The organism is Nostoc sp. NMS2, assembly GCF_017115105.1.
Lineage (GTDB): Bacteria > Cyanobacteriota > Cyanobacteriia > Cyanobacteriales > Nostocaceae > Nostoc.
This window is the reverse complement of sequence record NZ_JABXKH010000059.1, coordinates 50,590-71,811: the sequence shown is the minus strand read 5'-3', so window position 1 is coordinate 71,811 and position 21,222 is coordinate 50,590. Positions and strand designations below refer to the sequence as shown.

At 40.2% G+C, this 21,222-nt stretch carries 22 protein-coding genes and 1 pseudogene; 12 read left to right on the top strand and 11 right to left on the bottom strand.

Annotated elements, in window-relative coordinates; genetic code table 11:
* The first annotated feature begins 3 nt into the window (after positions 1-3).
* The 6 genes from HWQ36_RS11335 (at position 4) to HWQ36_RS11310 (ending at position 3,258) form a co-directional block, all read left to right on the top strand.
* Entirely contained in the window at positions 4-375 is a 372-nt protein-coding gene (locus HWQ36_RS11335; protein WP_292702090.1) for a hypothetical protein, read from the top strand.
* 250 nt (positions 376-625) lie between these two features.
* Positions 626-946 carry a DUF433 domain-containing protein gene (locus HWQ36_RS11330; protein WP_292702088.1) on the top strand — a complete coding sequence of 107 codons (321 nt, stop codon included), beginning with the start codon at positions 626-628 and terminating at the stop codon, positions 944-946.
* A complete protein-coding gene (locus tag HWQ36_RS11325) occupies positions 943-1,290 on the top strand; it encodes a DUF5615 family PIN-like protein (protein WP_292702086.1) in 348 nt (115 codons plus the stop codon). Before HWQ36_RS11330 ends, HWQ36_RS11325 begins: the two co-directional genes overlap by 4 nt.
* Positions 1,268-1,672, top strand: coding sequence for a DUF4288 domain-containing protein (locus HWQ36_RS11320; protein ID WP_292702085.1), 405 nt, complete (start codon positions 1,268-1,270; stop codon positions 1,670-1,672). The genes HWQ36_RS11325 and HWQ36_RS11320 overlap by 23 nt, the downstream gene beginning before the upstream one ends.
* Before the next feature lie 167 nt (positions 1,673-1,839).
* Positions 1,840-2,526 carry a magnesium protoporphyrin IX methyltransferase gene (gene bchM, locus HWQ36_RS11315; RefSeq protein ID WP_292702082.1) on the top strand — a complete coding sequence of 229 codons (687 nt, stop codon included), beginning with the start codon at positions 1,840-1,842 and terminating at the stop codon, positions 2,524-2,526.
* Positions 2,527-2,769: 243 nt separating this feature from the next.
* Positions 2,770-3,258, top strand: coding sequence for a hypothetical protein (locus HWQ36_RS11310; protein ID WP_292702079.1), 489 nt, complete (start codon positions 2,770-2,772; stop codon positions 3,256-3,258).
* 227 nt (positions 3,259-3,485) lie between these two features.
* Here HWQ36_RS11310 and HWQ36_RS11305 read toward each other — a convergent pair whose 3' ends face one another.
* Positions 3,486-3,668 (bottom strand): hypothetical protein, encoded by a 183-nt coding sequence (locus tag HWQ36_RS11305; RefSeq protein ID WP_041565423.1) that lies wholly within the window; start codon positions 3,666-3,668, stop codon positions 3,486-3,488.
* 309 nt (positions 3,669-3,977) lie between these two features.
* The gene (locus tag HWQ36_RS11300) at positions 3,978-4,490 is read right to left on the bottom strand and encodes a hypothetical protein (RefSeq protein ID WP_292702073.1); all 513 of its coding nucleotides are present in this window, start codon (positions 4,488-4,490) and stop codon (positions 3,978-3,980) included.
* 143 nt (positions 4,491-4,633) lie between these two features.
* Here HWQ36_RS11300 and HWQ36_RS11295 point away from each other — a divergent pair, with 143 nt between their 5' ends.
* The gene (locus tag HWQ36_RS11295; RefSeq protein WP_292702070.1) at positions 4,634-4,987 is read left to right on the top strand and encodes a Spx/MgsR family RNA polymerase-binding regulatory protein; all 354 of its coding nucleotides are present in this window, start codon (positions 4,634-4,636) and stop codon (positions 4,985-4,987) included.
* A gap of 365 nt (positions 4,988-5,352) precedes the next feature.
* On the opposite strand, the gene HWQ36_RS11290 is transcribed toward HWQ36_RS11295, so the two are convergent.
* Positions 5,353-6,537 (bottom strand): AGE family epimerase/isomerase, encoded by a 1,185-nt coding sequence (locus HWQ36_RS11290; protein WP_292702176.1) that lies wholly within the window; start codon positions 6,535-6,537, stop codon positions 5,353-5,355.
* Between the two features lie 220 nt (positions 6,538-6,757).
* Between HWQ36_RS11290 and HWQ36_RS11285 the strand changes: the two genes are divergently transcribed.
* Positions 6,758-7,636, top strand: a complete 879-nt coding sequence (locus tag HWQ36_RS11285) for an aspartoacylase (RefSeq protein ID WP_292702067.1) — start codon at positions 6,758-6,760, stop codon at positions 7,634-7,636.
* On the opposite strand, the gene HWQ36_RS11280 is transcribed toward HWQ36_RS11285, so the two are convergent.
* Positions 7,633-7,971 carry a DUF2887 domain-containing protein gene (locus HWQ36_RS11280; protein WP_292702064.1) on the bottom strand — a complete coding sequence of 113 codons (339 nt, stop codon included), beginning with the start codon at positions 7,969-7,971 and terminating at the stop codon, positions 7,633-7,635. The two genes, HWQ36_RS11285 and HWQ36_RS11280, sit on opposite strands and share 4 nt — an antisense overlap.
* Before the next feature lie 174 nt (positions 7,972-8,145).
* Positions 8,146-10,443, bottom strand: coding sequence for a hypothetical protein (locus HWQ36_RS11275; protein ID WP_292702062.1), 2,298 nt, complete (start codon positions 10,441-10,443; stop codon positions 8,146-8,148).
* A 648-nt stretch (positions 10,444-11,091) separates the two neighbouring features.
* Between HWQ36_RS11275 and HWQ36_RS11270 the strand changes: the two genes are divergently transcribed.
* Positions 11,092-12,261 (top strand): glycosyltransferase family 4 protein, encoded by a 1,170-nt coding sequence (locus HWQ36_RS11270; RefSeq protein ID WP_292702059.1) that lies wholly within the window; start codon positions 11,092-11,094, stop codon positions 12,259-12,261.
* A 78-nt stretch (positions 12,262-12,339) separates the two neighbouring features.
* Positions 12,340-13,479 (top strand): glycosyltransferase family 4 protein, encoded by a 1,140-nt coding sequence (locus HWQ36_RS11265; protein WP_292702057.1) that lies wholly within the window; start codon positions 12,340-12,342, stop codon positions 13,477-13,479.
* A gap of 90 nt (positions 13,480-13,569) precedes the next feature.
* Here HWQ36_RS11265 and HWQ36_RS11260 read toward each other — a convergent pair whose 3' ends face one another.
* Positions 13,570-13,839 (bottom strand): hypothetical protein, encoded by a 270-nt coding sequence (locus tag HWQ36_RS11260; protein WP_069069307.1) that lies wholly within the window; start codon positions 13,837-13,839, stop codon positions 13,570-13,572.
* A gap of 426 nt (positions 13,840-14,265) precedes the next feature.
* On the opposite strand from HWQ36_RS11260, the gene HWQ36_RS11255 reads away from it, so the two are divergent.
* Positions 14,266-15,564, top strand: coding sequence for a sodium:proton antiporter (locus tag HWQ36_RS11255; RefSeq protein ID WP_292702050.1), 1,299 nt, complete (start codon positions 14,266-14,268; stop codon positions 15,562-15,564).
* Positions 15,565-15,824: 260 nt separating this feature from the next.
* Here HWQ36_RS11255 and HWQ36_RS11250 read toward each other — a convergent pair whose 3' ends face one another.
* The 5 genes and pseudogenes from HWQ36_RS11250 to HWQ36_RS11230 all read right to left on the bottom strand — a co-directional run bounded on the left by HWQ36_RS11250 (position 15,825) and on the right by HWQ36_RS11230 (position 20,778).
* Positions 15,825-16,211, bottom strand: coding sequence for a hypothetical protein (locus HWQ36_RS11250; RefSeq protein WP_292702047.1), 387 nt, complete (start codon positions 16,209-16,211; stop codon positions 15,825-15,827).
* Positions 16,212-16,385: 174 nt separating this feature from the next.
* Positions 16,386-17,492: a saccharopine dehydrogenase NADP-binding domain-containing protein gene (locus HWQ36_RS11245; RefSeq protein WP_292702045.1), complete on the bottom strand. Its 1,107-nt coding sequence runs from the start codon at positions 17,490-17,492 to the stop codon at positions 16,386-16,388.
* A gap of 261 nt (positions 17,493-17,753) precedes the next feature.
* Entirely contained in the window at positions 17,754-19,304 is a 1,551-nt protein-coding gene (gene crtD / locus HWQ36_RS11240; protein WP_292702042.1) for a C-3',4' desaturase CrtD, read from the bottom strand.
* 253 nt (positions 19,305-19,557) lie between these two features.
* Positions 19,558-19,872 (bottom strand): annotated as a pseudogene (locus HWQ36_RS11235) (hypothetical protein); the annotation flags it as partial.
* A gap of 264 nt (positions 19,873-20,136) precedes the next feature.
* Positions 20,137-20,778: a type I restriction endonuclease gene (locus HWQ36_RS11230; protein ID WP_292702039.1), complete on the bottom strand. Its 642-nt coding sequence runs from the start codon at positions 20,776-20,778 to the stop codon at positions 20,137-20,139.
* A gap of 142 nt (positions 20,779-20,920) precedes the next feature.
* On the opposite strand from HWQ36_RS11230, the gene HWQ36_RS11225 reads away from it, so the two are divergent.
* Entirely contained in the window at positions 20,921-21,130 is a 210-nt protein-coding gene (locus HWQ36_RS11225; RefSeq protein ID WP_292702036.1) for a type II toxin-antitoxin system HicB family antitoxin, read from the top strand.
* Positions 21,131-21,222 lie beyond the last annotated feature (92 nt).

Sequence of the window (21,222 nt, the reverse complement as noted above, 5' to 3'; positions counted from 1 at the left end):
AAAATGAACGATATTCAAGACTTACATAAACAAGCAATGGATTTTGCGGAAATGGCACAGATTGCTAAACTCAGAGGTGACTCTGCTTTAGCCTTACAATTATCCAGACAAGCATTTGAAAAAGAACGATTAGCAGCAGAATTAATAGTAAGTAATCTTGAAGCAGAACCCACACGTTCAGTGTTACATCGTAGTGCTGCAACTCTTGGAATTGACTGTGGAGAAATTCCCACAGCAGAACGTTTAATCAGCATAGCTTTATCAGGAAATCCACCCCAAGAGATCGCCGAAGAACTCAAAGATTTATTTGTGCATATTAATATTCATAAATATTTTGCCCGTCGTAGCATTATATTTGATGAAGCCAAACTGTAGGTTTGGAAGATATTGTTGATTTATCTACTAGACATTTTCGGAATTATGACGCTTATCAGTCATTCGAGCCATTATTGTCTAAGGAGCAACTTTAGGATTTACGCATTCTCTTATCGTGGGTTTTGATGTAGATTTAAAAAGTAGCTTTGGAGAATATGGGATGAAAACTGAAAGTGCAGATCAAGCAGAATCATTCTAAATTGATATAATTTTATATAAATCATGCAACTTAGATAAATCAACAATAATTATGACTCAAACAACAACTACTGAATACAAACATATTCTAGTTGATGAAAGCAATGTTCCTTTCATTAAAGGAACATCTATGAAAGTTGTCGAATTAATTACTTCCATTCATGCTTATGGTTGGAGTCCAGAAGAATTACATTTTCAATATCCACATTTGAGTATGAGCCAGATTTATTCGGCTTTAGCTTATTATTGGGAACATAAAGAAGAAATTGATACTGATATGCAGCAACGTTTTGAGTATGCAGAAAGATTACGTTTAGAAACAGGAGAATCTGCATTAGCAAAAAGACTCCGTGCAGAAGGATTAATTAAATGAGCGTTGCTCTTTATCTTGATGAAAATGTCCATCGAGGAATTACAGATGGATTACGGATTCGGGGTGTAGATGTATTAACAGTACAAGAAGATGGGCGGACTAGCTTTCCTGATCCTCTTATACTTGACCGTGCAACAGAACTTGAGCGTGTTTTGTTTTCCCAAGATGACGATTTTCTAGCTGAAGCCAACCATCGTCAAGACAAACAAATAAATTTTGCTGGTGTTATTTATGCCCATAAACTCAGAGTTACTGTTGGCGATTGTGTTCGTGATTTAGAAATTATTGCTAAAACTGCCTATCTTGAAGAATTAAGTAATCGTGTTCAATACTTACCTTTGTAAGACTCGTGGAGAACATGGGATGAGAATGAAAAATGCAAATCAAGTAGAATCCTTCTACATTGCTATAATTCTCTACAAATCATCTTCAGATAAACCTGATTATCAACCTTTGTACCAAGAAAGCTTTGTTTTGATTAAAGCCACTTCTTTAGAGGAAGCAAAAGCAAAGGCTTTGAATTATGGTAACAATGAAACTGTAAGCTATATAAGTGAAAATGGAGAAACTATTACTTGGTCTTTGCAGCAAGTAGTAGACGTAAATTCACTTTTGTATGATGACTTTAATTCATCTGAGGATATTGTTGATTTATATGCTCGACATTTTCGGAATTATGACGCTTATCAGTCATTCGAGCCATTATTGTCTAAAGAGCAACTTTAGGATTTACGCATTCTCTCATCGTCAGCGATCGCTACTCTAACTTCTCTATGCATATAAGTATCCTCGCATATAGGCAAACCATCATCTAGAAAAATCTGGAAGACCGCTCTTATGGGTTCCTATCAATGATAATTTTAAGCATTGGGAACCCCTAAAAATCAGAGTTTATGAACGTAGCCGACGATAAAACGATTGTTCGTGAGTATTTCAATTCCACAGGCTTTGACCGTTGGAAGCGAATCTATGGCGATGGCGAAGTCAACAAAGTTCAACTAGACATCCGCAACGGACACCAGCAAACCGTGGATACAGTTCTCGGCTGGCTGAAGGCTGATAACAATTTACCAGAGCTATCAATCTGCGATGCTGGGTGTGGTGTCGGTAGTCTCAGCATTCCTCTGGCGGTAGATGGTGCGAAAGTCTATGCCACCGATATTTCTGAAAAAATGGTGGAAGAAGGCAAGGATAGAGCAAAGCTTACCTTGGGAAATGAAGAAAATCCCACTTTTGCCGTGCAGGACTTGGAATCGTTGAGCGGTAGTTACCATACCGTTATTTGCTTGGATGTTCTCATTCACTACCCCCAAGAAAAAGCCGATGAGATGATATCTCATCTCTGTTCTTTAGCACAGTCACGGATAATTCTCAGTTTTGCGCCAAAGACCTGTGCCCTGAGTATACTCAAGAAAATTGGCAGTTTCTTTCCCGGGCCAAGTAAAGCGACTCGTGCATATTTGCATCGTGAGGCTGATGTAGTGAAAATTTTAGAAAGTAATGGCTTTTCATTGCAACGAAAGGCGATGACGAAGACTCGCTTCTATTTTTCTCGCCTACTGGAAGCTACACGCAAGTAAGATAAATATTATTAGTGTGTCAAATTTCATTTGATAGGTTCGTAGTTTGCACTTTAGCGAAGACAGCGCAAACTACGAACAAGCCTTACCTGTTGGTTGTTTCTTGACAGGCTACCACTAGCAAGGTAGGCAAAAATTTCGTTACAAAAGCTAAAAACCGTCGCCGGGAGTAGATTGATATAGTAGAACCTTTACGAAAGTCAGGTTAAAATCGCTAGCAAAGTTCAAATTTGAAGTGGAACTATGAAAACTGCTGAAAAATTGGCCGCCGGTTGGCTACTGACATTCGGATTCATGTTTGTAATGCTATCAGCAGCAGAGGTATTTAATAAAACGACTATGGAAAAATCAATCACGCTACCATTAGCCTGGGATGGCTCGATTGAGTTCGCAGCACCAACAGATACCCCTGTAATTGATAATACTGCGGTAGAACACCTAATTTTTGGCGTTCCTAGCCTAACACTGGGCACATGGTTAGCATTGGGATTATACCGTCAAAGTCGGCAAGAGAAAAAGGCGCTTAATCAACAAGTTAGCGATCGCCTGCAATCGATTTTTTATGAGATGATACAAGAAAATCATGGGCGTGTAACTGTTTTAGGCTTTGCAATGCAGTCACAACTACCCGCAGCCCATGCCAGACAATATTTAGACGAAAAAGCTAAAGAATTCAATGCAAACTTTAAGGTGAACGAAGAAGGGGCCGTATCATATCATTTTGATGTCTAATTGTCATTTGTCCTTTGTTATTAACTAATGACCAATGACCAATGACTAAATAATAAACACGAGTTTAAAAAACTGGGCTTCGTTTTTCAAGACTGCCTCTTTTTTTGTGCGCTCCTTTGTAACAGAGCGTTGTACAAAGACCTTAACCCAGATTTTGTCCATGTACAGCGCCCAGTCACAAAAGAGTTACAATCGGCTTAAGTACAAATGTCAGCAAGAACTAAATTCTAAGTAGCTGAGTCTGAGCGTTCTATTTGCTGCCGAATGGTATCAATAGAAGCATTAATGCCAGCCAATTTGGACTCTAAATCATCTCGTATCCAAATCAAGAATTTTAATTTCCGCTCTAAACTAGCTTTGTGCGAAATGGGTTCGCTTCCATAACAAGGATTACCCCAAAAAGGAAACATAGTTTACCTCTGTGTTTAGCTTTGTAAGAGTGCAATATATTGCACCACTACATTCTGACTAATAATAATCAGACTAATATGGGTAATAACCGACCTAAATTGTACGTGCTTAACGAATACAGAGATACTAATGCTATTAAAGCTCCAGATTATGCGTATACCATAATAGATTTTCCTTATTTTCTGTTGGCTATTATGTATGTTATTGAACAGCTATCGATATAACTTTGCCGAGAAAAGCCTGATTCCAGCAGCTAGTCTACACTCTTTATACAAAGCTTAAAAACACTCATGAATCAGTATCCTGATTCAATCCCACCAATAGGTAACAATAACTGCATCACAGTCGTGTTGAACATTATTACCCCATAGTGCCCCTTGTAATCGAGTTCTCAATCGGCGCTGAAGCTTTAAAGAATACTCCTCATTCGTGCCATCTGTTATTTCTACGGAATCAGCGTGCCACTTTTTGCCTAAGTCCAAAAGCTTAGACACCTTTGTGTCTTGGTTTTCACTGAGGATGTAGAGCGTATCGGCAGGATAGGCAACAAAATGGATGATGCTAGTCTCAGGCATGGGACGATAGTTTGCCATTGCCAAGAGAGTATCGATAACTCCACCAAAGCTTAGACCTGTTTCATCTGGTGCAAATATTGGTTTTGTAAATAGAAAGCTTGCCCATAAATCTGTGTGGCCACAAAGGTCAGTAATCACCTGTTCCCCATCAAACTGATTAAATCGACGCTGCCAAATTAAAGCAGCAAAGAGTTCTTGAGGAGAATAGGATTGAGCTATCAATTGGATTTTTGTTAAGTCAAGCATTGCTATACTCTTCCATGCTGTTCAAAACTCTCAAAAACTCTCTGCACCCACAATAAGTAAAATCTAAACTTTCAAAAAACTGAAAATAAGGGTTACATAAACTATATTATGGATAAAAATGGTGATTATTGCTTAACTACTTTATGTCCATTCAAGTTTACGGAATTCCTAACTGCGGCACTTGCAAAAAAGCTCTGATGTGGCTCCAAAGCAATAGCATTGAATATGAATTCATAAATACTAAAGAAACTCCGCCCAAGAGTGAGATGATCCAAAACTGGATGAAGTCTTTGGGTTCTGCTCCCATGCGAAATACCTCCGGTCAATCTTATCGAGCTTTAGGAGATGAAAAGAAGACTTGGACTGATAAACAGTGGATTGATGCATTTGCTAACGATACAATGCTGCTAAAACGCCCACTTTTCGTCAAAGATGGAACAGCAGTGTTAGTAGGCTTTAGAGATGAGGCAGTAATTAAAACAAAATTAAAGCTTTAATTCAGATGGCTAGTATCGCTTCGCGTAATTCGTAATTCGTAATTCGTAATTCGTAATTACCGTTGCGTAAGGGTTTTAGACATTTCAAATGGTCTGTTTATTTCCGCCGTACTGTGATAGTGGCTTTAACTCTTGATTTACAGCATATTATAGTTAGCTAGTTATATAGATTTTTATGAAATACGTTTACTTCAAATAAACTTTCAATTCAAACAAATCATAGCTAAGTGTTTAGATAGAGAAATCTGCTTGTTGAGATAGCTAAACTTACTTTAACATTTTTGAGGGGTCTAAGTCCCTCGCTTCTAACAAGCGACAAATTTTGCGGTGGGGTTAAAATCCCCATTGCAAAACTTAATTACGAATTACTTTAATGCCTCAAACTGCTGCCAGCAAAGATACAATGCACGCGGTACATGAAAACATCCTTTCCATTTGCCACCTTTGAGGTTTAACAATACTTCCCCACGCCGATTGAGATAGCCAAACCACTCACCGAACTCTGAATCGGCAAAGTGTGACCAGGTATAATCGTGCATCTTTTCATACCATTCCCAACATACCTCACGCCCGGTCAGGCGATAGCCCATTGCTAATGCAACCAAAGACTCTAGGTGAACCCACCACAGCTTTTGATCCCATTCCAATTGTTGTGGGGGATGTCCGTCTGCATCCATAAAGTAATACAATCCGCCGTACTCGCTATCCCAAGCAAAATTCAGGATATTTAGCACCACATCAACAGCTTGGTTAATAGTTTTGGTGTCGTTTTTCCGGTGGGCGATATCCATAATAAACCACATAGCTTCAATACCATGACCAGGGTTAATCAGCCGTCCCTCAAAACAATCTATGTGGGAACCGTCAGGGGCAACGTTTTCGTACATTAGTCCCCGTTCTGGGTCGAGAAAATCGGTCATCACTTCGCCCTGAGTCTCAGCTAAGACATTTTCTAGGGTTTCTTTTGGTAGCAGCCATTCCATTTCTAGAGTCAGGTTGGCTAAAATCATCGGTACAGCCAATGATTTCATCGGGCGTGTGCCGGGATAGGTTTTATTATATTTGCCTTTTGGGTTATCTTTGCGGCGTAAAACGTTGTTATAAGCCTGCATTGCCACATCTTTTGCCCATTCTTCGCCGCCAGCGAGTGCATATTTACTAAATGCCATCGCTGCAAAGCAATCAGAGAAGATATTGTAAGGCTCAACCAGTGGTTTTCCTTCACGGGTGAGGGCAAAGTACCAGTTACCATCACTATCTCTGCCATGTTGGGCGAGAAAATTAGCGCCATTGCTAGCAATTTTCAACCAGTTTTCGCGTTTTTCTAGCTGGTTGTAAAGCATAGAAAAAGTCCACATCTGGCGGTTTTGCAGCCAGATGAATTTGTCTGTATCATAAATTTTGCCGTGACGGTCTATGCAAGTGAAATAGCCGCCTTGCTGCCAATCGAGAGAATATTTTTCCCAAAATGGTAGGACATCGTTGAGGAGGGCATTTTTGTAAAGTTCAGCGTAGGCGTAGCCCGCACTTCGGCTGCGCTCAGTGACCATCGGAGGCATCGCTTGAAAATTATACTCCATAAATTTCCACCCTTTTTGTGCTAAAGCTAACAGCTTAACAGTTATCACATTTTGGCTCGAACATGGAGCGTAGGCGTAGCCGTCGTAGACATCGCGTCAGTCTTTTACAAGATTTAGCTAGCAGCAGTTATACTTCTATCTTGTATCTTGCACCATTCTCAATAACCGTAGGGGAGCCAGTGAGGTTGTTATGAGTCAGATTAAACAAGTTGCGATCGTTGGAGGAAACCACGGTAATGAGTTAACAGGAGTACATCTAGTCAAAAAGTTTCAGCAGTATCCAAATTTAATCAACAGGGAAAGTTTTGAAACTCTGCCATTACTTGGCAATCTTAAAGCTATTGAAGAAGGCAAACGATACATTGACAAGGATTTAAATCGTTGCTTCACTAATCAAGGTTTACAAAATCCCCAACTCTCAAGTTATGAAGATACGCGGGCAAAAGCAATTCAACAAATACTGCAACCGCAAAATCAGCCCTTTGTAGATGTAATTGTTGATTTGCACAGCACAACTGCCAACATGGGGTTAAGTCTGATTTTTTGTGATATGCATCCTTTATTACTTCGGTTAGGCGCTCATTTGAGTTCTATAAATCCGATGGTAAAGGTTTTTGTTAATCAACAATCTAGAGAAGGTGGATTTCTCCGTTCTTTGTGTGAATTGGGTTTTGTTATAGAAGTTGGTGCTGTGGCTCAGAATATTTTAAACGCTGAATTATTTCAGGAAACAGAACAGCTTATTTATGCAGTTTTAGATTATTTTGAAGGGTACAACCAGGGGAATATTTCGCAGATAAACAGCACGCTTACACTCTATCAATACATTGGATCTATCGATTATCCTAGAAGCGATAGCGGAGAGATTCAAGCCATGATTCACCCCCAGCTTCAGTTTAAGGATTATGAACCTTTGAATCCAGGCGAGCCAATGTTTCTGACTTTTGAAGGAAAAGACATTTTTTATGAGGGAGAGTCTACTGTTTATCCTATTTTTATTAATGAAGCAGCTTACTACGAAAAAGGAATTGCAATGTATTTAAGTCAAAAGCAAGAAGAGGTAGTTTAATTTATTCGCCCTTCTAACCAAGATTGCAAATCAGCCAAAGTAGTAAAATCAAGCAATGCATCGCTCAATTCTTCGAGTACAGGCAAAGATAAACCAGAAATTGAGGAGCGAATTTCCTCAGACAGTTCTCCAAGCCGCTCCTCACAAAAATATACAACTCCTGGAGTCTCGCTTTCTGGTAGGAGAAATACCCCGTCAATTTCAAATTTGGGTTCTTTGACAGCTACCGAATCAAATTGATAAGCATTTGCATTTGTTGGAGGATTTGTCAATAGTTCAAATAAGAGAGTGGGGGATTGTTGAAACAGTTTGTAAAAAATTGAGTCTCGACGCATGGAGCATTCTATGTGATTAAATCTGCGATACATTTAATCACATATTCTTGTACATATAGCAGCAATCCTGAATCAAACGTGCAGAAACAAGATCCCCGACAACTTTTACAAAGTCGGGGATCTGCGGCTTGGTTAAGCTTAGAATCAAGGCTATGTTGTAACTACTGTAAATACTTAACTCGCCAGCCGATACATAATCACTTTTCCTTTCCAATTTTCTTCTACAAATACCAGATACTCGCCATTTGAACAAAGAAATGCGCGGATACCATAAGGTATATCAATCCAGCCGCTTTCGCTGCCAACTTCTGGGCCTGGTTTTAACTGTTGTACTTGCGCTCCCGTCTTGGCATTGTAGACATATACCTCTGCGGTTTTGACTGTCACTGCAAATACACGATCTCCCGCCACACTCATGGCTGCTGTAGACACTTCGCGTTTGCCGGTGGTGTCATAAGGAATCACAATTCGCCAACGGGGAGTACGATTACCTTTACTCCAATTGTCAAAACGGGCAATTTCAGATCCAACAACTCCAGTATCATCACCGAATGCAGGATGATCTACTGTGAAGCCTGACAAATACATAGTATCTGTTTCGGGGAAATATTCGATCCGCCGCAAGTCTTTAAATATGCTGGGAGTAGTTTGCTTTTCCATCGAACTATAGTTGTAGATGGGGTTGCCTTTGGCATCTATTCCTTGTAAAGGATAGTGGCGAATTCCATCTTCTGTTCGCAAAGCTTTCCAAACATCTCCTTTGCTGTCTACCCACCAGCCGCCGATATAGGGATAATCTTTGCTGGTATCATATTCGTTATTTTCAAATTTGCCATTACCGTTGCGATCGCGCCAGATCCACTCACCTTTTTGTGGTTGATATGGTGGCCAATTTCCGGCGAGAAATGGTTTATCTGCGCCATTACTACCGACAAACATTCCGGCTGGAATGGCAACTTTCCCATCTGTGCCTGGATTAAAACGATATATTTGCAGGAAGCTGTTATACATATCTGTGAGGAACAAAAACGGCTTTCCTTGGATGCGGCGAACAAAGGTTCCATCGGGTGATGTATGCAGACGGGGATCTTGAGGATATTTGAAAGGATTTAAGGTATAGGCTTTGTAAGTCCATTGCTTACCAGCAGGCTTACTGTAATCCATGAGATAGTGTTCTTGTTTGGTGAATAAATCTACACCATCAGTTTTGGGATCGGCATCTGCATTATCGACGAATATTAATCCTAGCGATCGCCATATTAGTTTTCCCGATGGCGAAAATTTCCGCAAATCTGTTCCCGATTTGTTGAAACCATTACTATTTATATAGATATTACCTGAAGCGTCTGCACCGACTCCGGTAAGCCCGTAAAGTTTCAAATCTTGAACTTCACCAGCAACTCCTGTATAGATACCACCCTTAGAACCAAAACTACCCACCTGCACTGGCTGATCTTTGATGTCATAAATCAATATTTGCTGACGCGGGCCATTTTCTGCTACTAACAGCTTACTTTGATGATTAATTGCGATCGCAGTTGGTTCAACGATATCTGCAATCTGTTGGGGCAATTGCTTTCCACTCTGGGAATAATGTAAAATTTTAGCAGGTTTACTACCATTTTTACTTTGAATAATCCACAGATTTTTTTGTGAATCAACAGTTATTGCACCTGGATTGGCAAAGGTAAAACTGCGTACTTCCTTCATCGTATCAGTATCATAGACACGAATGCGGTTAGCAGCAAAATCACTCACATACAACTCGCTTCCTACTGTTGCTAATCCAGTGACTTCACTTTTAGTACTGGTAATTAACATACTTTTATCCCAGCCACGCCCATTAGGAAACGGTGCAGGTTTTCCCGATAAGTCATAGCGTCTAACGCAATGCCAAGTTGTACTTTCAGGAGGATAATCTTCATCAGTTTTGCCCTTCGATCCCTGAGTCATGGCAAGGTAAATATATTTACTATTTGCTGTTACAGCGATGCCACCTCCACGACTCCAGCCGTGAGTATCCCCAATAGCACCAATAACCTTACCATCTTTATATATAGCTGCCTCCATTCCTGCCTCATCCCAATGGCTGTTGGTATAAACTGTGCCATCAGGAGCAACATACATTGCCTCAATATTGTTTTGTATTCGCAGATTTCCACTGCCAATGGTGTTACCTATCCACGATGTTTTGTATGTAAGTGTGGGTGTTTCAGTATTGTTTTGTACCAGCAGATTTGTATTGCCAATAGAATTACTTGTCCCCGATGTTTTGTATGTAATAGTGGGTGTTTCCGTTGTTGCCCAGTCTGTTGTAATTCCAAGGGTAGTAACAATGACTCCAACAGTCAGACTGAGTAAAAAGTTGAAAGTTTTACTTCTTTGTAGATATCTAAGTTTAGATAATTTTTTGATGTGCTGATTAAGCTTGTGACGGAGTTCTTCTAACTTCGTCATTAATTTATTTCTCATATATTTTTCAGCTTTTAATTATTTATATACAATCATTTTTTGCAAAATCAGTAAAAAATATAATTATTATAAATAAGCGATAGTTTTACATTATCTTTACAAAAATCATTTTATTATTTTTCAGCCAATATCTCTAAAACTTTATTTAAGGTATCAATGGCTACTTGTTGGTAGGTAAAAACGGTAAACATTAATACATTATATTTCTCTAATTATTAATTGATAGTTATTTTTGGCTCTCTCTACCTAGTATTTACCTTTGTCAATTGAGAAGTATCATATATATCTTAGTCTGTATTATGTAGTTAATAAAAACACAAGCTTTTATCCATTGTTGACGTTGACATATAAATAGTTTATAAATTGGTGTTCTATATAAAAGTCTTATTGGGAATGTGGATTTAGAAATTCTATTGATTCATCTTTGGAACATACTGTAGGGACTTACAGTTGTATATCTTTGACTTTTCACGGTATCTGGAAAACCTCTCTCTAAATCTCTCTCCTTCTAGGAGAGAGACTTTGAATTTTCCCCCTTCCCGCATCGGGAAGGGGGTTAGGGGGTTAGGTTTTTCGTAGGCTTTTCCACATGACGTGAAAAGTCAGGTACATCCCTACTGTTTTAATATATTTATAGGAGACATATTAGTGAAAAATAAACCAGAAAATTTAGCTTTATCATCTGCATCTATTCTCACATTGGGATTAGGCTGGTTTCCCAAAACTCCCGGAGGATTGGAAAGGTATGTTTATGAATTAACTCATAAATTAGCAGCAAATAAAGACCAGATTGAATTGTGTGGAGTAGGTCTACCAGAAACTGAAGTAAATTCGCCGATTAAGCTGACTAATTTAGCTTCTCCTGATAGTGCTATTTGGCAAAGATTATGGTCTATTCGCACTAACTTTCAGAAAACCAGAACAAACAAACCAGATGCTATTAATCTCCACTTTGCATTGTATAGCTTTCCTATTTTAGATATTTTACCAAAGGGAGTACCAGTTACTTTTAACTTTCATGGCCCTTGGGCTTCTGAGAGTCAGCAAGAGGTAGTTAATAAGAACCTCAGTCTTTTGATTAAGCATCAGCTAATAGAAAAGAATACTTATAATCGCTGCGATCGCTTCATTGTTTTAAGCAAAGCATTTGGCAATATTTTACATCAAAAATATCAAGTACCGTGGAGCAAAATTAATATTATTCCTGGTGGAGTTGATATTAATTGCTTTCAACCAAATTTATCACGCCAAGATGCTTGTAAACAGCTATGCTGGCCAAATAATCGCCGGATAATATTTACATCGCGCCGCTTAGTACATCGAACGGGGGTTGACAAATTATTGCAGGCTTTGGCTATAATTAAGCCCAGAATACCAGATGTTTGGCTAGCGATCGCAGGTCGTGGTCACATCCAAGCTGCACTACAACAACAGGCTACAGAATTAGGATTAGATGACAACGTTAAATTTTTAGGGTTTCTCCCTGATGAGCAATTACCTATAGCTTATCAAGCTGCGGAATTGACTATAATGCCTAGTCAATCTTTTGAAGGATTTGGATTAGTAATAGTCGAATCTTTAGCGTGTGGTACTCCTGTTTTATGTACCCCAGTTGGGGGAATGCCAGAAATTCTAACAGAATTTTCACCCGATTTAATTACTACTTCCATCGAAGCATCAGCTATTGCCGAAAAATTAGAACAAGCACTACTGGGAAACATCCCCATACCTTCACGAGAATCCTGTCGCCATTATGCTGTTACACATTATGACTGGAATCAAATCGCCCAGCAAGTACGGAATGTTCTATTAAATTAATGAAATAGAGACGCGAAAATTGCTTTGTAGAGACGCGATTTATCGCGTCTGAACCGTATTGTATTACAAGGAAGTTTTATGAGAATTTTTTTCCTAGACCAAAGTGGTAAACCAGGCGGTGCAGAATTATGTTTAATAGATATTGCTAAACCATACTCCCATCGCGCTTTAGTAGGTTTATTCGCAGATGGGGCATTTAAAGATTTACTAGAGCAAAATCATATCCCAGTAGAAGTTCTCACAACTCAAACAATCCAAGTTCGCAAAGAAAGTAGTTTGGTGCAAGGATTAAAGAGTTTGAGACAACTTGCACCTTTGATTACTAAAGTAATTAAAAAAGTGCGTGAATACGATTTAATTTATGCCAATACCCAAAAAGCATTAGTTGTCGGAGCATTAGCAAGTTTTTTTAGTCGTCGTCCTCTGGTTTATCATTTACATGACATTCTTTCCATAGAACATTTTAGCCAAACTAATCTTCGCATTGCGATTAACTTAGCTAATCGTTGTGCCTCATTGGTAATTGCTAATTCCCAAGCTAGTAAAACAGCTTTTATCCAAGCAGGAGGACGCTCAGATATCATCGAAGTTGTCTATAACGGATTTGATCCAAAAATTTACCGAACTAATGAGTCTGAAATTAATAAATTGCAGCAAGAGTTAGGATTGCAAGGAAAATTTGTAGTCGGACACTTTAGCCGTCTTGCACCTTGGAAAGGACAGCATATTTTAATTGATGCCATTGCCAAATGTCCGCAAGAGGTGACAGTAATTTTAGTGGGGGATGCACTATTTGGCGAACAAGATTATGTCAAACAATTACAGCAACAAGTTGCTGATTTGGAACTAGAAAACCGCGTCAAATTTTTAGGATTTCGTTCAGATATTCCCCAGTTAATGGCAACTTGTGACTTGGTGGCACATACTTCTACTTCTCCAGAACCCTTTGGTAGAGTGATTGTAGAAGCAATGCTATGTGGAAAACCTGTAGTTGCGGCAAAAGCTGGGGGTGTGATGGAATTGGTAGAACACGGACTTAATGGTTTTTTAGTGACACCAGGAGAACCCCAAGAACTTGCACAGGTGATTATCACCTGTCTTCAGGAGACGGAAATAACTGCAACTATAGCCAATAATGCCAGGACTTCGGCTAGTCGGCGTTTTGATGTTGCAACTATTAATCAGCAAATTGCTCAACTGCTGTCTCAAAGATTCTAGTATGCTGTGGCAGAATTAGGGGATCTTGGCCAAGATCCCCTACAAATATACAAATAATTATTAATTATGCAGGTGTTTCAAGCGATCGCATCAAGCCGCTTCTCGCAGTTGTGGTTGTGACGGCACACTCACCTCTGGAAACGACAGCGAGAGTTGTTCTGCTTGAGGGACTGCGGCTTGCTGCAAAACTTGAACTTCGATATTCACGCTCACCAAATAACTACCCGTATCAGCACCAACCGCTTCAGCAATTAGTTTAGCAATGTCTGGGCGTTTGGCAGTCAACGGATCGCGTAGAATACACCGATCCCATTCATGCTTGGCAGTCGGATTGAGGTTGAGAATATAATGCTTCATCATCGAACTAACCCTTGAATCCATCTTCCAGAAGGTTTTCACACAGCCGTTAGGCATTTCATTAGGCTTTGTGGACGCTATATACATTATAGTATATTTGTACTAAAAATGGTGATGTCTGGGTGAGAAAGTAGTGTAGATACACCACTCATAGTAGTACACCTGTTGTGCTGCTATAATATTCGCGTGCTACATCCGATTGTGTTCGGTGCGTTATGGACTTTAGTCCCAACGCACCCTACCAAATTAAATCTAATAGTAGAGCAGGTTTTTCGATTTGTGCGTACACCGTAGCCGAATTGGAGAGAGACTTTGAAGCGTCTGAATCTCTAATCTTTAATTTCAGAAAATCTGCCTATAGGTAATACTAATAAAAAAGCATTGCAATTAAGCTTACAAAGTAACGCCTAATTTTATACAAATCGCTATATGGTAGATATCTATATTATTGACCTATTGGTGATTGGTCTACTTTTGCTAATGGTAACATTAGGGTCAGGTTGGATTGCTCGCCTACCTCTTTCTTTTGCCATTATCTACCTAATAGTTGGTATTGTTCTTGGCCCTTACGTCTTTGGACTGATTCAATTACGTCGAGATGAAGTTTTTAATGCTGAAGTACTGAAAAGAATAACAGAACTTGTAGTAATTATTTCTGTGTTTAGCTGCGGCTTAAGAATTGTTCGTCCTCTAAGGTTGAAGTCTTGGGATATTACGGTGCGATTGATTGTATTTTTGATGCCAATTTCAATTTTTGCTTTGGCTGTTGTGGGTAAATTGTTTTTAGGGATGAATTGGGGAGAAGCAATTTTATTAGGAGCAATTCTTGCACCTACCGATCCGGTATTAGCATCAGAAGTACAACTAACTGATATAAATGACCAAGATGAGTTGAGATTTGGTTTAACTTCTGAAGGTGGATTAAATGATGCTTTAGCTTTCCCCTTCGTTTATTTTGGTCTTCATGCGTTAAAAGATGACAACTGGAGTAACTGGTTTAAACAGTGGATTGCAGTTGATTTAATTTGGGCGATCGCAGTTGGTATTATTATGGGGATTGTTGTTGCCAAATCTATAGTTTGGATTGAAGAGAAAATTCAAAAACGCCGTCCCGCCGATGAGTTAATGGAAGATTTTATTGCTATCAGCACAATTCTTATAACTTATTCCTTAACAGAAATGGTGAATGGCTATGGATTTTTGGCAGTATTTGTTGCTGGATTAGTTGTCCAGCGCAGTTACAGAAATCCTGAAAAACCGCTAGCACAGTTGGAATTTATTGAGCAAGTTGAAAAGCTGCTGGAAGTTGGAACAATTTTACTATTGGGTTCAATATTGTTATTACAGCCAATACTCAATTATGCTATGCAATCTTTGTTAGTCATAATTTTATTATTCTTGATAATTAGACCTGTAGGAGTTTGGATTAGCACCATAGGTAAACGTCCTCTAGACTCACACCGCCGAACCCTTCACCCAGGAACTCGTTGGTTATTTGGATGGTTTGGTATTCGCGGTGTCGGTTCTTTATATTATCTCGCCTATGCTTTTGGTAATGGCTTAAAAGGTGAAGCTGGCGAACAAATTGCTTGGATAACTTACACCACTATTGTAGCTTCTGTAATTATTCATGGCATTAGTTCAACTCCATTAATGAAGTGGTATGAGCGCAATTTTGCTAATCATAAAAAGACTACTCCTCCCGCCACAATTGATGAATTTGAATAAAAGTTACCCCCCTTATTTATAGCGGTTCCCAGTTGAGTGAGGTACAAAAACCCCACCCCCAACCCCCTCCCCGCTCTTCGATAGGAGCCTATGAAGTACCTCATTTAATTAGGAAAAGCTATATCTTTGGGGGAAATAAGAAATCTAGTTCCTTCCCCTTTATAAGGGGAGGGTTAGGGAGGGGTCTTGGTTAAGCTATTTCAGACTTGTGTATACAGCGTACATCGTAGCCTCCAAAGAGAGGGTTAGGTCTATATTCTCTATTTACCTGTCACCTTTTCAATAACTTCTTTAGCTTTTTCACCAAAACTTTCTGGGGGATTTTGTTCTTGTTCAGCCTTCAAATTCCTTTCGTAAGTCTTCTCTATAGTATTAAGATTCTTTGAATCTTTTATCGCTTGCTCATAAGCTTCTTCTCGTTCTTCTTCTTGAACGCCAACACCTGGGTCATATTCGTTAGCGCGATTAATTTCTTCTTCAGAATTTGGTTTATAATCTGGAGGTATTAGTTTCAATTCTTCAAGTGTAGTTGCATTAGCTTGCTGAACGAAAAGAAATGAACCTGACAAGCTGATGGAAACCATCAAACAAACAATTAAAAAGCTTGAACGTAACGCTTGTTTTAAAGTTAATAGAATTTTTTGCATGGAATAGCACTCCTAGTTTTCTCTGATGAGCCGTTGGTCATGTATAAATACATTCAATATTTAAGGCTCACAGGCATCCTAAGTGTTTAGGTACATTTCTTCCTTCTACCGCAGGGTATATTAATTTTTACCTATAGTTCAGTTAAGCTCATGTTGCCCACTCTTGGAAATCTCTTATAACCAATTATGAGCAACTTTAATTCCTCGACTTTGCATTGCTTCTTCAAATAAATCTGTTGGCAGTGCTTCTTCCACAGGAAAAACACCTGGTTTCTTGAGTTTACCTTCTAGCAACAATTGGGCAATACTACCTGTGCCACAACCAGAAGCTATCGCTGTATTTTCATGCACTACAGTTGAACAATAAACGGCAGTTTTACCATTTTTTTGTCCTGTAACTTCTGAACGAACTGCTACCCCAATCCCACTAAAATTATTAGTGACATCTGTCATCGAATGGCTGACATGAGACAGAAATTCAATCATGTAACGACGCTGCATTAACCATTTAGGGAAAACGTGTGCCGCAATCCAAGTTAGGTGATTGTAAAAATCGGGAACAGAGCCAAACTTAGTAATTACAGTTTTTACTGATGGGAAAGCCTTGGGCAATGTAAAGGTTTCTGGCATATCAAACCAGTAAACTCCACTGCGTTGATATGGGGATGGAAACTCAACTATTTCTCTTTCGCTATAAGGCTTGATTATCTCCCATTTTCCATCTATCCAAGCCTCAAAAGGATACTGCAATCCTAAAAAAGTTGTCCGCATGACTGTAATGCCAGCACCACCAGAACCCGAAACTAAATAACTTAAATGGATCTTTTCTGGTTTATCAAATTGTTCAACACCTTGACGTACCATGCTGTTAGAAATACCAGGAAAAATGCCAGTATTAATAATTGCTGTCACACCAGCAGCAGCAGCTTGTTCATGAAAATTTAGAGCTTTGCTGGTATAGGAACGATGGTCGCTGACATCTACATAATTAACGCCTTCAGCAATACAGGTTTCGAGAACATTAGTATCTCGATAGTGAAATGGCCCAGCACAATGGATGACTAAGTTAGAGTTTGCGATCGCATCTCGCAACTTGTCAACCTCTACCAAGTCCAATACCAAAAACTGCACTTGTCCTCCTGAAGACAAGCTAACAGCCCTACCAAACTCCGCAGAACGTCCAGTAATTGTAATTTTAGCCTGCGTATGGGTAGCTATATCCTGAGCAACACTGCTACCAATCCGCCCCCGTCCACCAAGAATTAAAACTCTATCTGTCATTACTCCAGATTAGCAACACTAACCTTATTTCATCAGTTTTGTGTCCTGTTTGCCATCGGTTATAAGTATGACTTGCCAGCCAAGGAAGGAGGACTTTTCGATTATTGGTAATTGACTTATATCTTGCACCAGGCGACTGGAAGTCGCGGCTACACAGGCAAAACCCGTACTTCGGCAAGCTCAGTGACCACCTGCGCGGGTTGAAAACATTGATTTTGCGTTAGTCCGCGCAGGCGGACTTCGTTTGTATAGCCGCGATTTCTAATCGCTAGGGCTAGGTGCAAGATGTGAGTTGAGAAGTTTTTGCGATTCGATTTGCCTGACTACTGTCAGCGCCGAATAACTTACCCCAGCAGTACCTTCGCCGGGATGGGTGGAGTCACCAACTAACCACAAATGCTGGATTGGTGTCCGATTGGCGAATCCAAAGGGGCCAAAGGTGGGAATCCTTTGACCAACACCGCCAACTATACCGCGATCGCGGGCTGTGAAATGAGCAAAAGTGCGGGGTGTTGCCGCTTCTTGATGAATAATCGTTTCTGGTTTGAGATAGAAGTATTGGGCAAGCCGAGCGATCGCTTCTTGGGTAAACTTTTCTTTTAGTCCTTCATAATCTTCAGTCTGCCACCACTGTGCAGGATCGACAAATGAAGAAGCAATAATTGTCGCTTTCCCTTCCGGTGCGCGGCCGTCTCCAGGATGACTAACGGAAACAAATAGGGAATTATTCTCGCCAATTGGGCCATCAGCATCATACAGAAATTGCAAGTGGGGAGGACACCCAGTCGGAATCGCGCTAGCATCTACACCCAAATACACCACAAACGCACCCGATGCTTGGGGTAATTTTTCCACCCGGTTTTTATATCCAGATGGCGCTTTTTCTCCCAATAACTGCACCAAGTTTTGCACGGTGACGTTGCTAACTATGTGGTTGGCTGCTTCTGTCCAGACTTCGCCAGTTTTCTGATTTTTAATTACAACAGCAGTAGCCTTACCGTTTTCTACTTTGATTTCTTCTACAGTGTGGCGCATCAACAACTTGCCGCCATCTCTTTCTAAAGATTGTACCAAGCGATCGCTTAATACTTGCATACTTCCCTGGAGGTGAAACAATCCTTGGGGCAGTTGGGATACACTCAACGCTGTGGCAGCATAAAGTAATGCTGTTTTCTCTGCATCCACCTGAGAGTATAGCTTTAGTTGCAAATCTAAAAAAGTTCTCAGTCGCTGGTCATTTCCCAATCCACATAACCGTAAAGCATCTCCTACCGTAAATAAAGTGAAGGGGACGGTAATTAATGTACTGGGACGCACCGCTTGCGCTAGTTGCCACAAATCCCATAAATTACGTGGTGGTAGCACCGGGTCGCGTCCTTGAAATTCCCAACTGGCATTAAACAAAGTTGCCATCAATTGCCAAAACGGTTCGCTACCGGGGAACTGTTTTTGTCGTTCCTCTTGCCATTTCTCTTGGTCGCGCCAGACATTAATCGGTGTGCTTTCCCCAGGTAAATATACCGCACAAGCAGGATCGCAAGGCGTTGCTTCTGGTAAATCTATTGACAATTCTGAGAAAATGCGGTGGTGAATTCCCCCTGGTTCCAATCCTGCGACTTGAGTTGCACCCACATCAAAGGTAAATCCCTGGCGTTTAAACGTCGAAGCACAGCCTCCTGGTACAAGGGCTTGATCTAAAATTAAAACGCTGTAACCTCTATGAGCTAATAATGCTCCAGCAGTTAGTCCACCTATTCCTGCACCGATAACGATAACGCGAGAGTTACTTTTGTCAAGAGGTATGCTGGACATTGATTAGTTTCTTTAAATTTCTTAATATTTTTACTTATAATTTTACCTTAATCTCTGATATTGAATGGGGGTGAAGGGTGCGATGTACATAAAAGCAGATAAAAGGGCGGTTAGAAACCGCGTCTACACAGGCAAAACCCGCCTGCGCGGGTTAAAAAAAACCTTAATTTTCTCTTAGCTTTGTTTGTATAGCCGCGTTCGCCCTTGGCGTGCTGGAGGCTCTATTCCATTCGTCGGGTCTTAATTTGACACGCTACCCTAAACCCAAAAAAGTTGAAATCAACGGCAATAGATTGCTGCATTGTTCAACCAACTTTGTGGCACTGGGTAAACTAGAAATTGTACCTTTTAAAATCTTTATAGCCGTTTTCGCCGCCTTTTGCATCGCACCTTCTTGGGGATTTTTCCCGGCTTCTGCTAAAGCTTTCACTTGTTCTAATGCTTCAGCTTTATCTTCTTGAGGTAAGTTTGTATCAGCCTCAATTGCTGCTTGCAATTGCGTCAACAATTCTTTAATTCCTGGTTTCTCTGGTTCGAGAGACGCGGGTAACTCGTTGATAGTATTTGTTTAAGCTGTAGTTATTAACATTGCAACTGTAGCGGTCTATCTCGTGACGGGAGCGGTTCCACAACTTATGGGAGCGGTTCCACAACTTATGGGAGCGGTTCCACAACTTATGGGAGCGGTTCCACAACTTATGGGAGTGGTTCCACAACTTATGGGAGTGTTTCCACAACTTATGGGAGCGGTCTAACTCATAACAGGAGTAGTCTACTTTGCAACATTACTCACTAATTTTGGTGCTTCAAGTTCTGTTTACTAATTATTCAGTCATAATACAGGAGCAATCGCTTGACCAATACGCTTGAGAATTTGCAATATTTCATAGACCTCTCTAGCAGAGGTAAATAAAGCAAACACCCGCGACAGATCGTATTGAGGAGTAGGTGTTTGTGTTAATTTAATAAATAAAATATCGTCACCGTTAGTCACCATCCCAAACACAGGTTTATCAGGATGAGGGTTCGCCGTTAAATAAGCTAATGCTTGTGGCAAAGCTGACCAAACCGAAAGGGTGGTTTTTTTAGACTCTAACACCATGACCCACAACTGATTTTGCAGCACTAAAACGTCAATCCTTCCACGCAGTATTTCTTCTCCATCATTCAGCACTAACTCTACTGATGACTCGGCGGCAATTTTAAAGGGAGGATCGTAAAATCCTGCGATCGCAAGTAAGGGAGACACCACCAACAACATCACTGTGCCCTCTAACAAGTCACCTTCGCCACGATGATATAGATATCTGCGCCGCAATACATCCAGGGAGGTTTTTTCAGCTTCAGTAATTTGAGGTAATCCCTCAAACCACTCTGGAAAAAACTGCTCGTCTTCAATGCGGACTAAGCCGAATCGGTTATGGGCATTCGTTAAGCTGGTAATCGCTTCTGTAATTGCTGCTGTCTTTGTCATAGCTTTTCACTTTCCTGTTGCTTCTTATCCATATCAGCCATCAAAACAGCCAAACCTTGATTGAGCATAAATCTTTCTTTTGGCGATCGCAGCTACTCAACTACTCTAAAATTAGATTACCCAACTAAACAACAACCTCCAGATGACCAGAGAATTTAACGTCATTATAGAACGCGACTCTGAGGGTTATTTTGTTGCCTCCATGCCTAGTCTTGCTGGATGTCACACCCAAGCCAAATCTCTAGACGAACTGATAGAACGGATTAAAGAAGCTATTAAACTTTGTTTAGAGGTTGAACAAGAAAACGCCGAAGCATTAGAGTTTATCGGTGTGCAGAGGGTTTCTGTTTAAGGATGAGCAAGCTACCGAGTTTGACTGGACGGGAAGTAATTACAGCTTTAAAAAAAGCAGGTTTTGAGGTAGCAAGAATCTGAGGTAGTCAC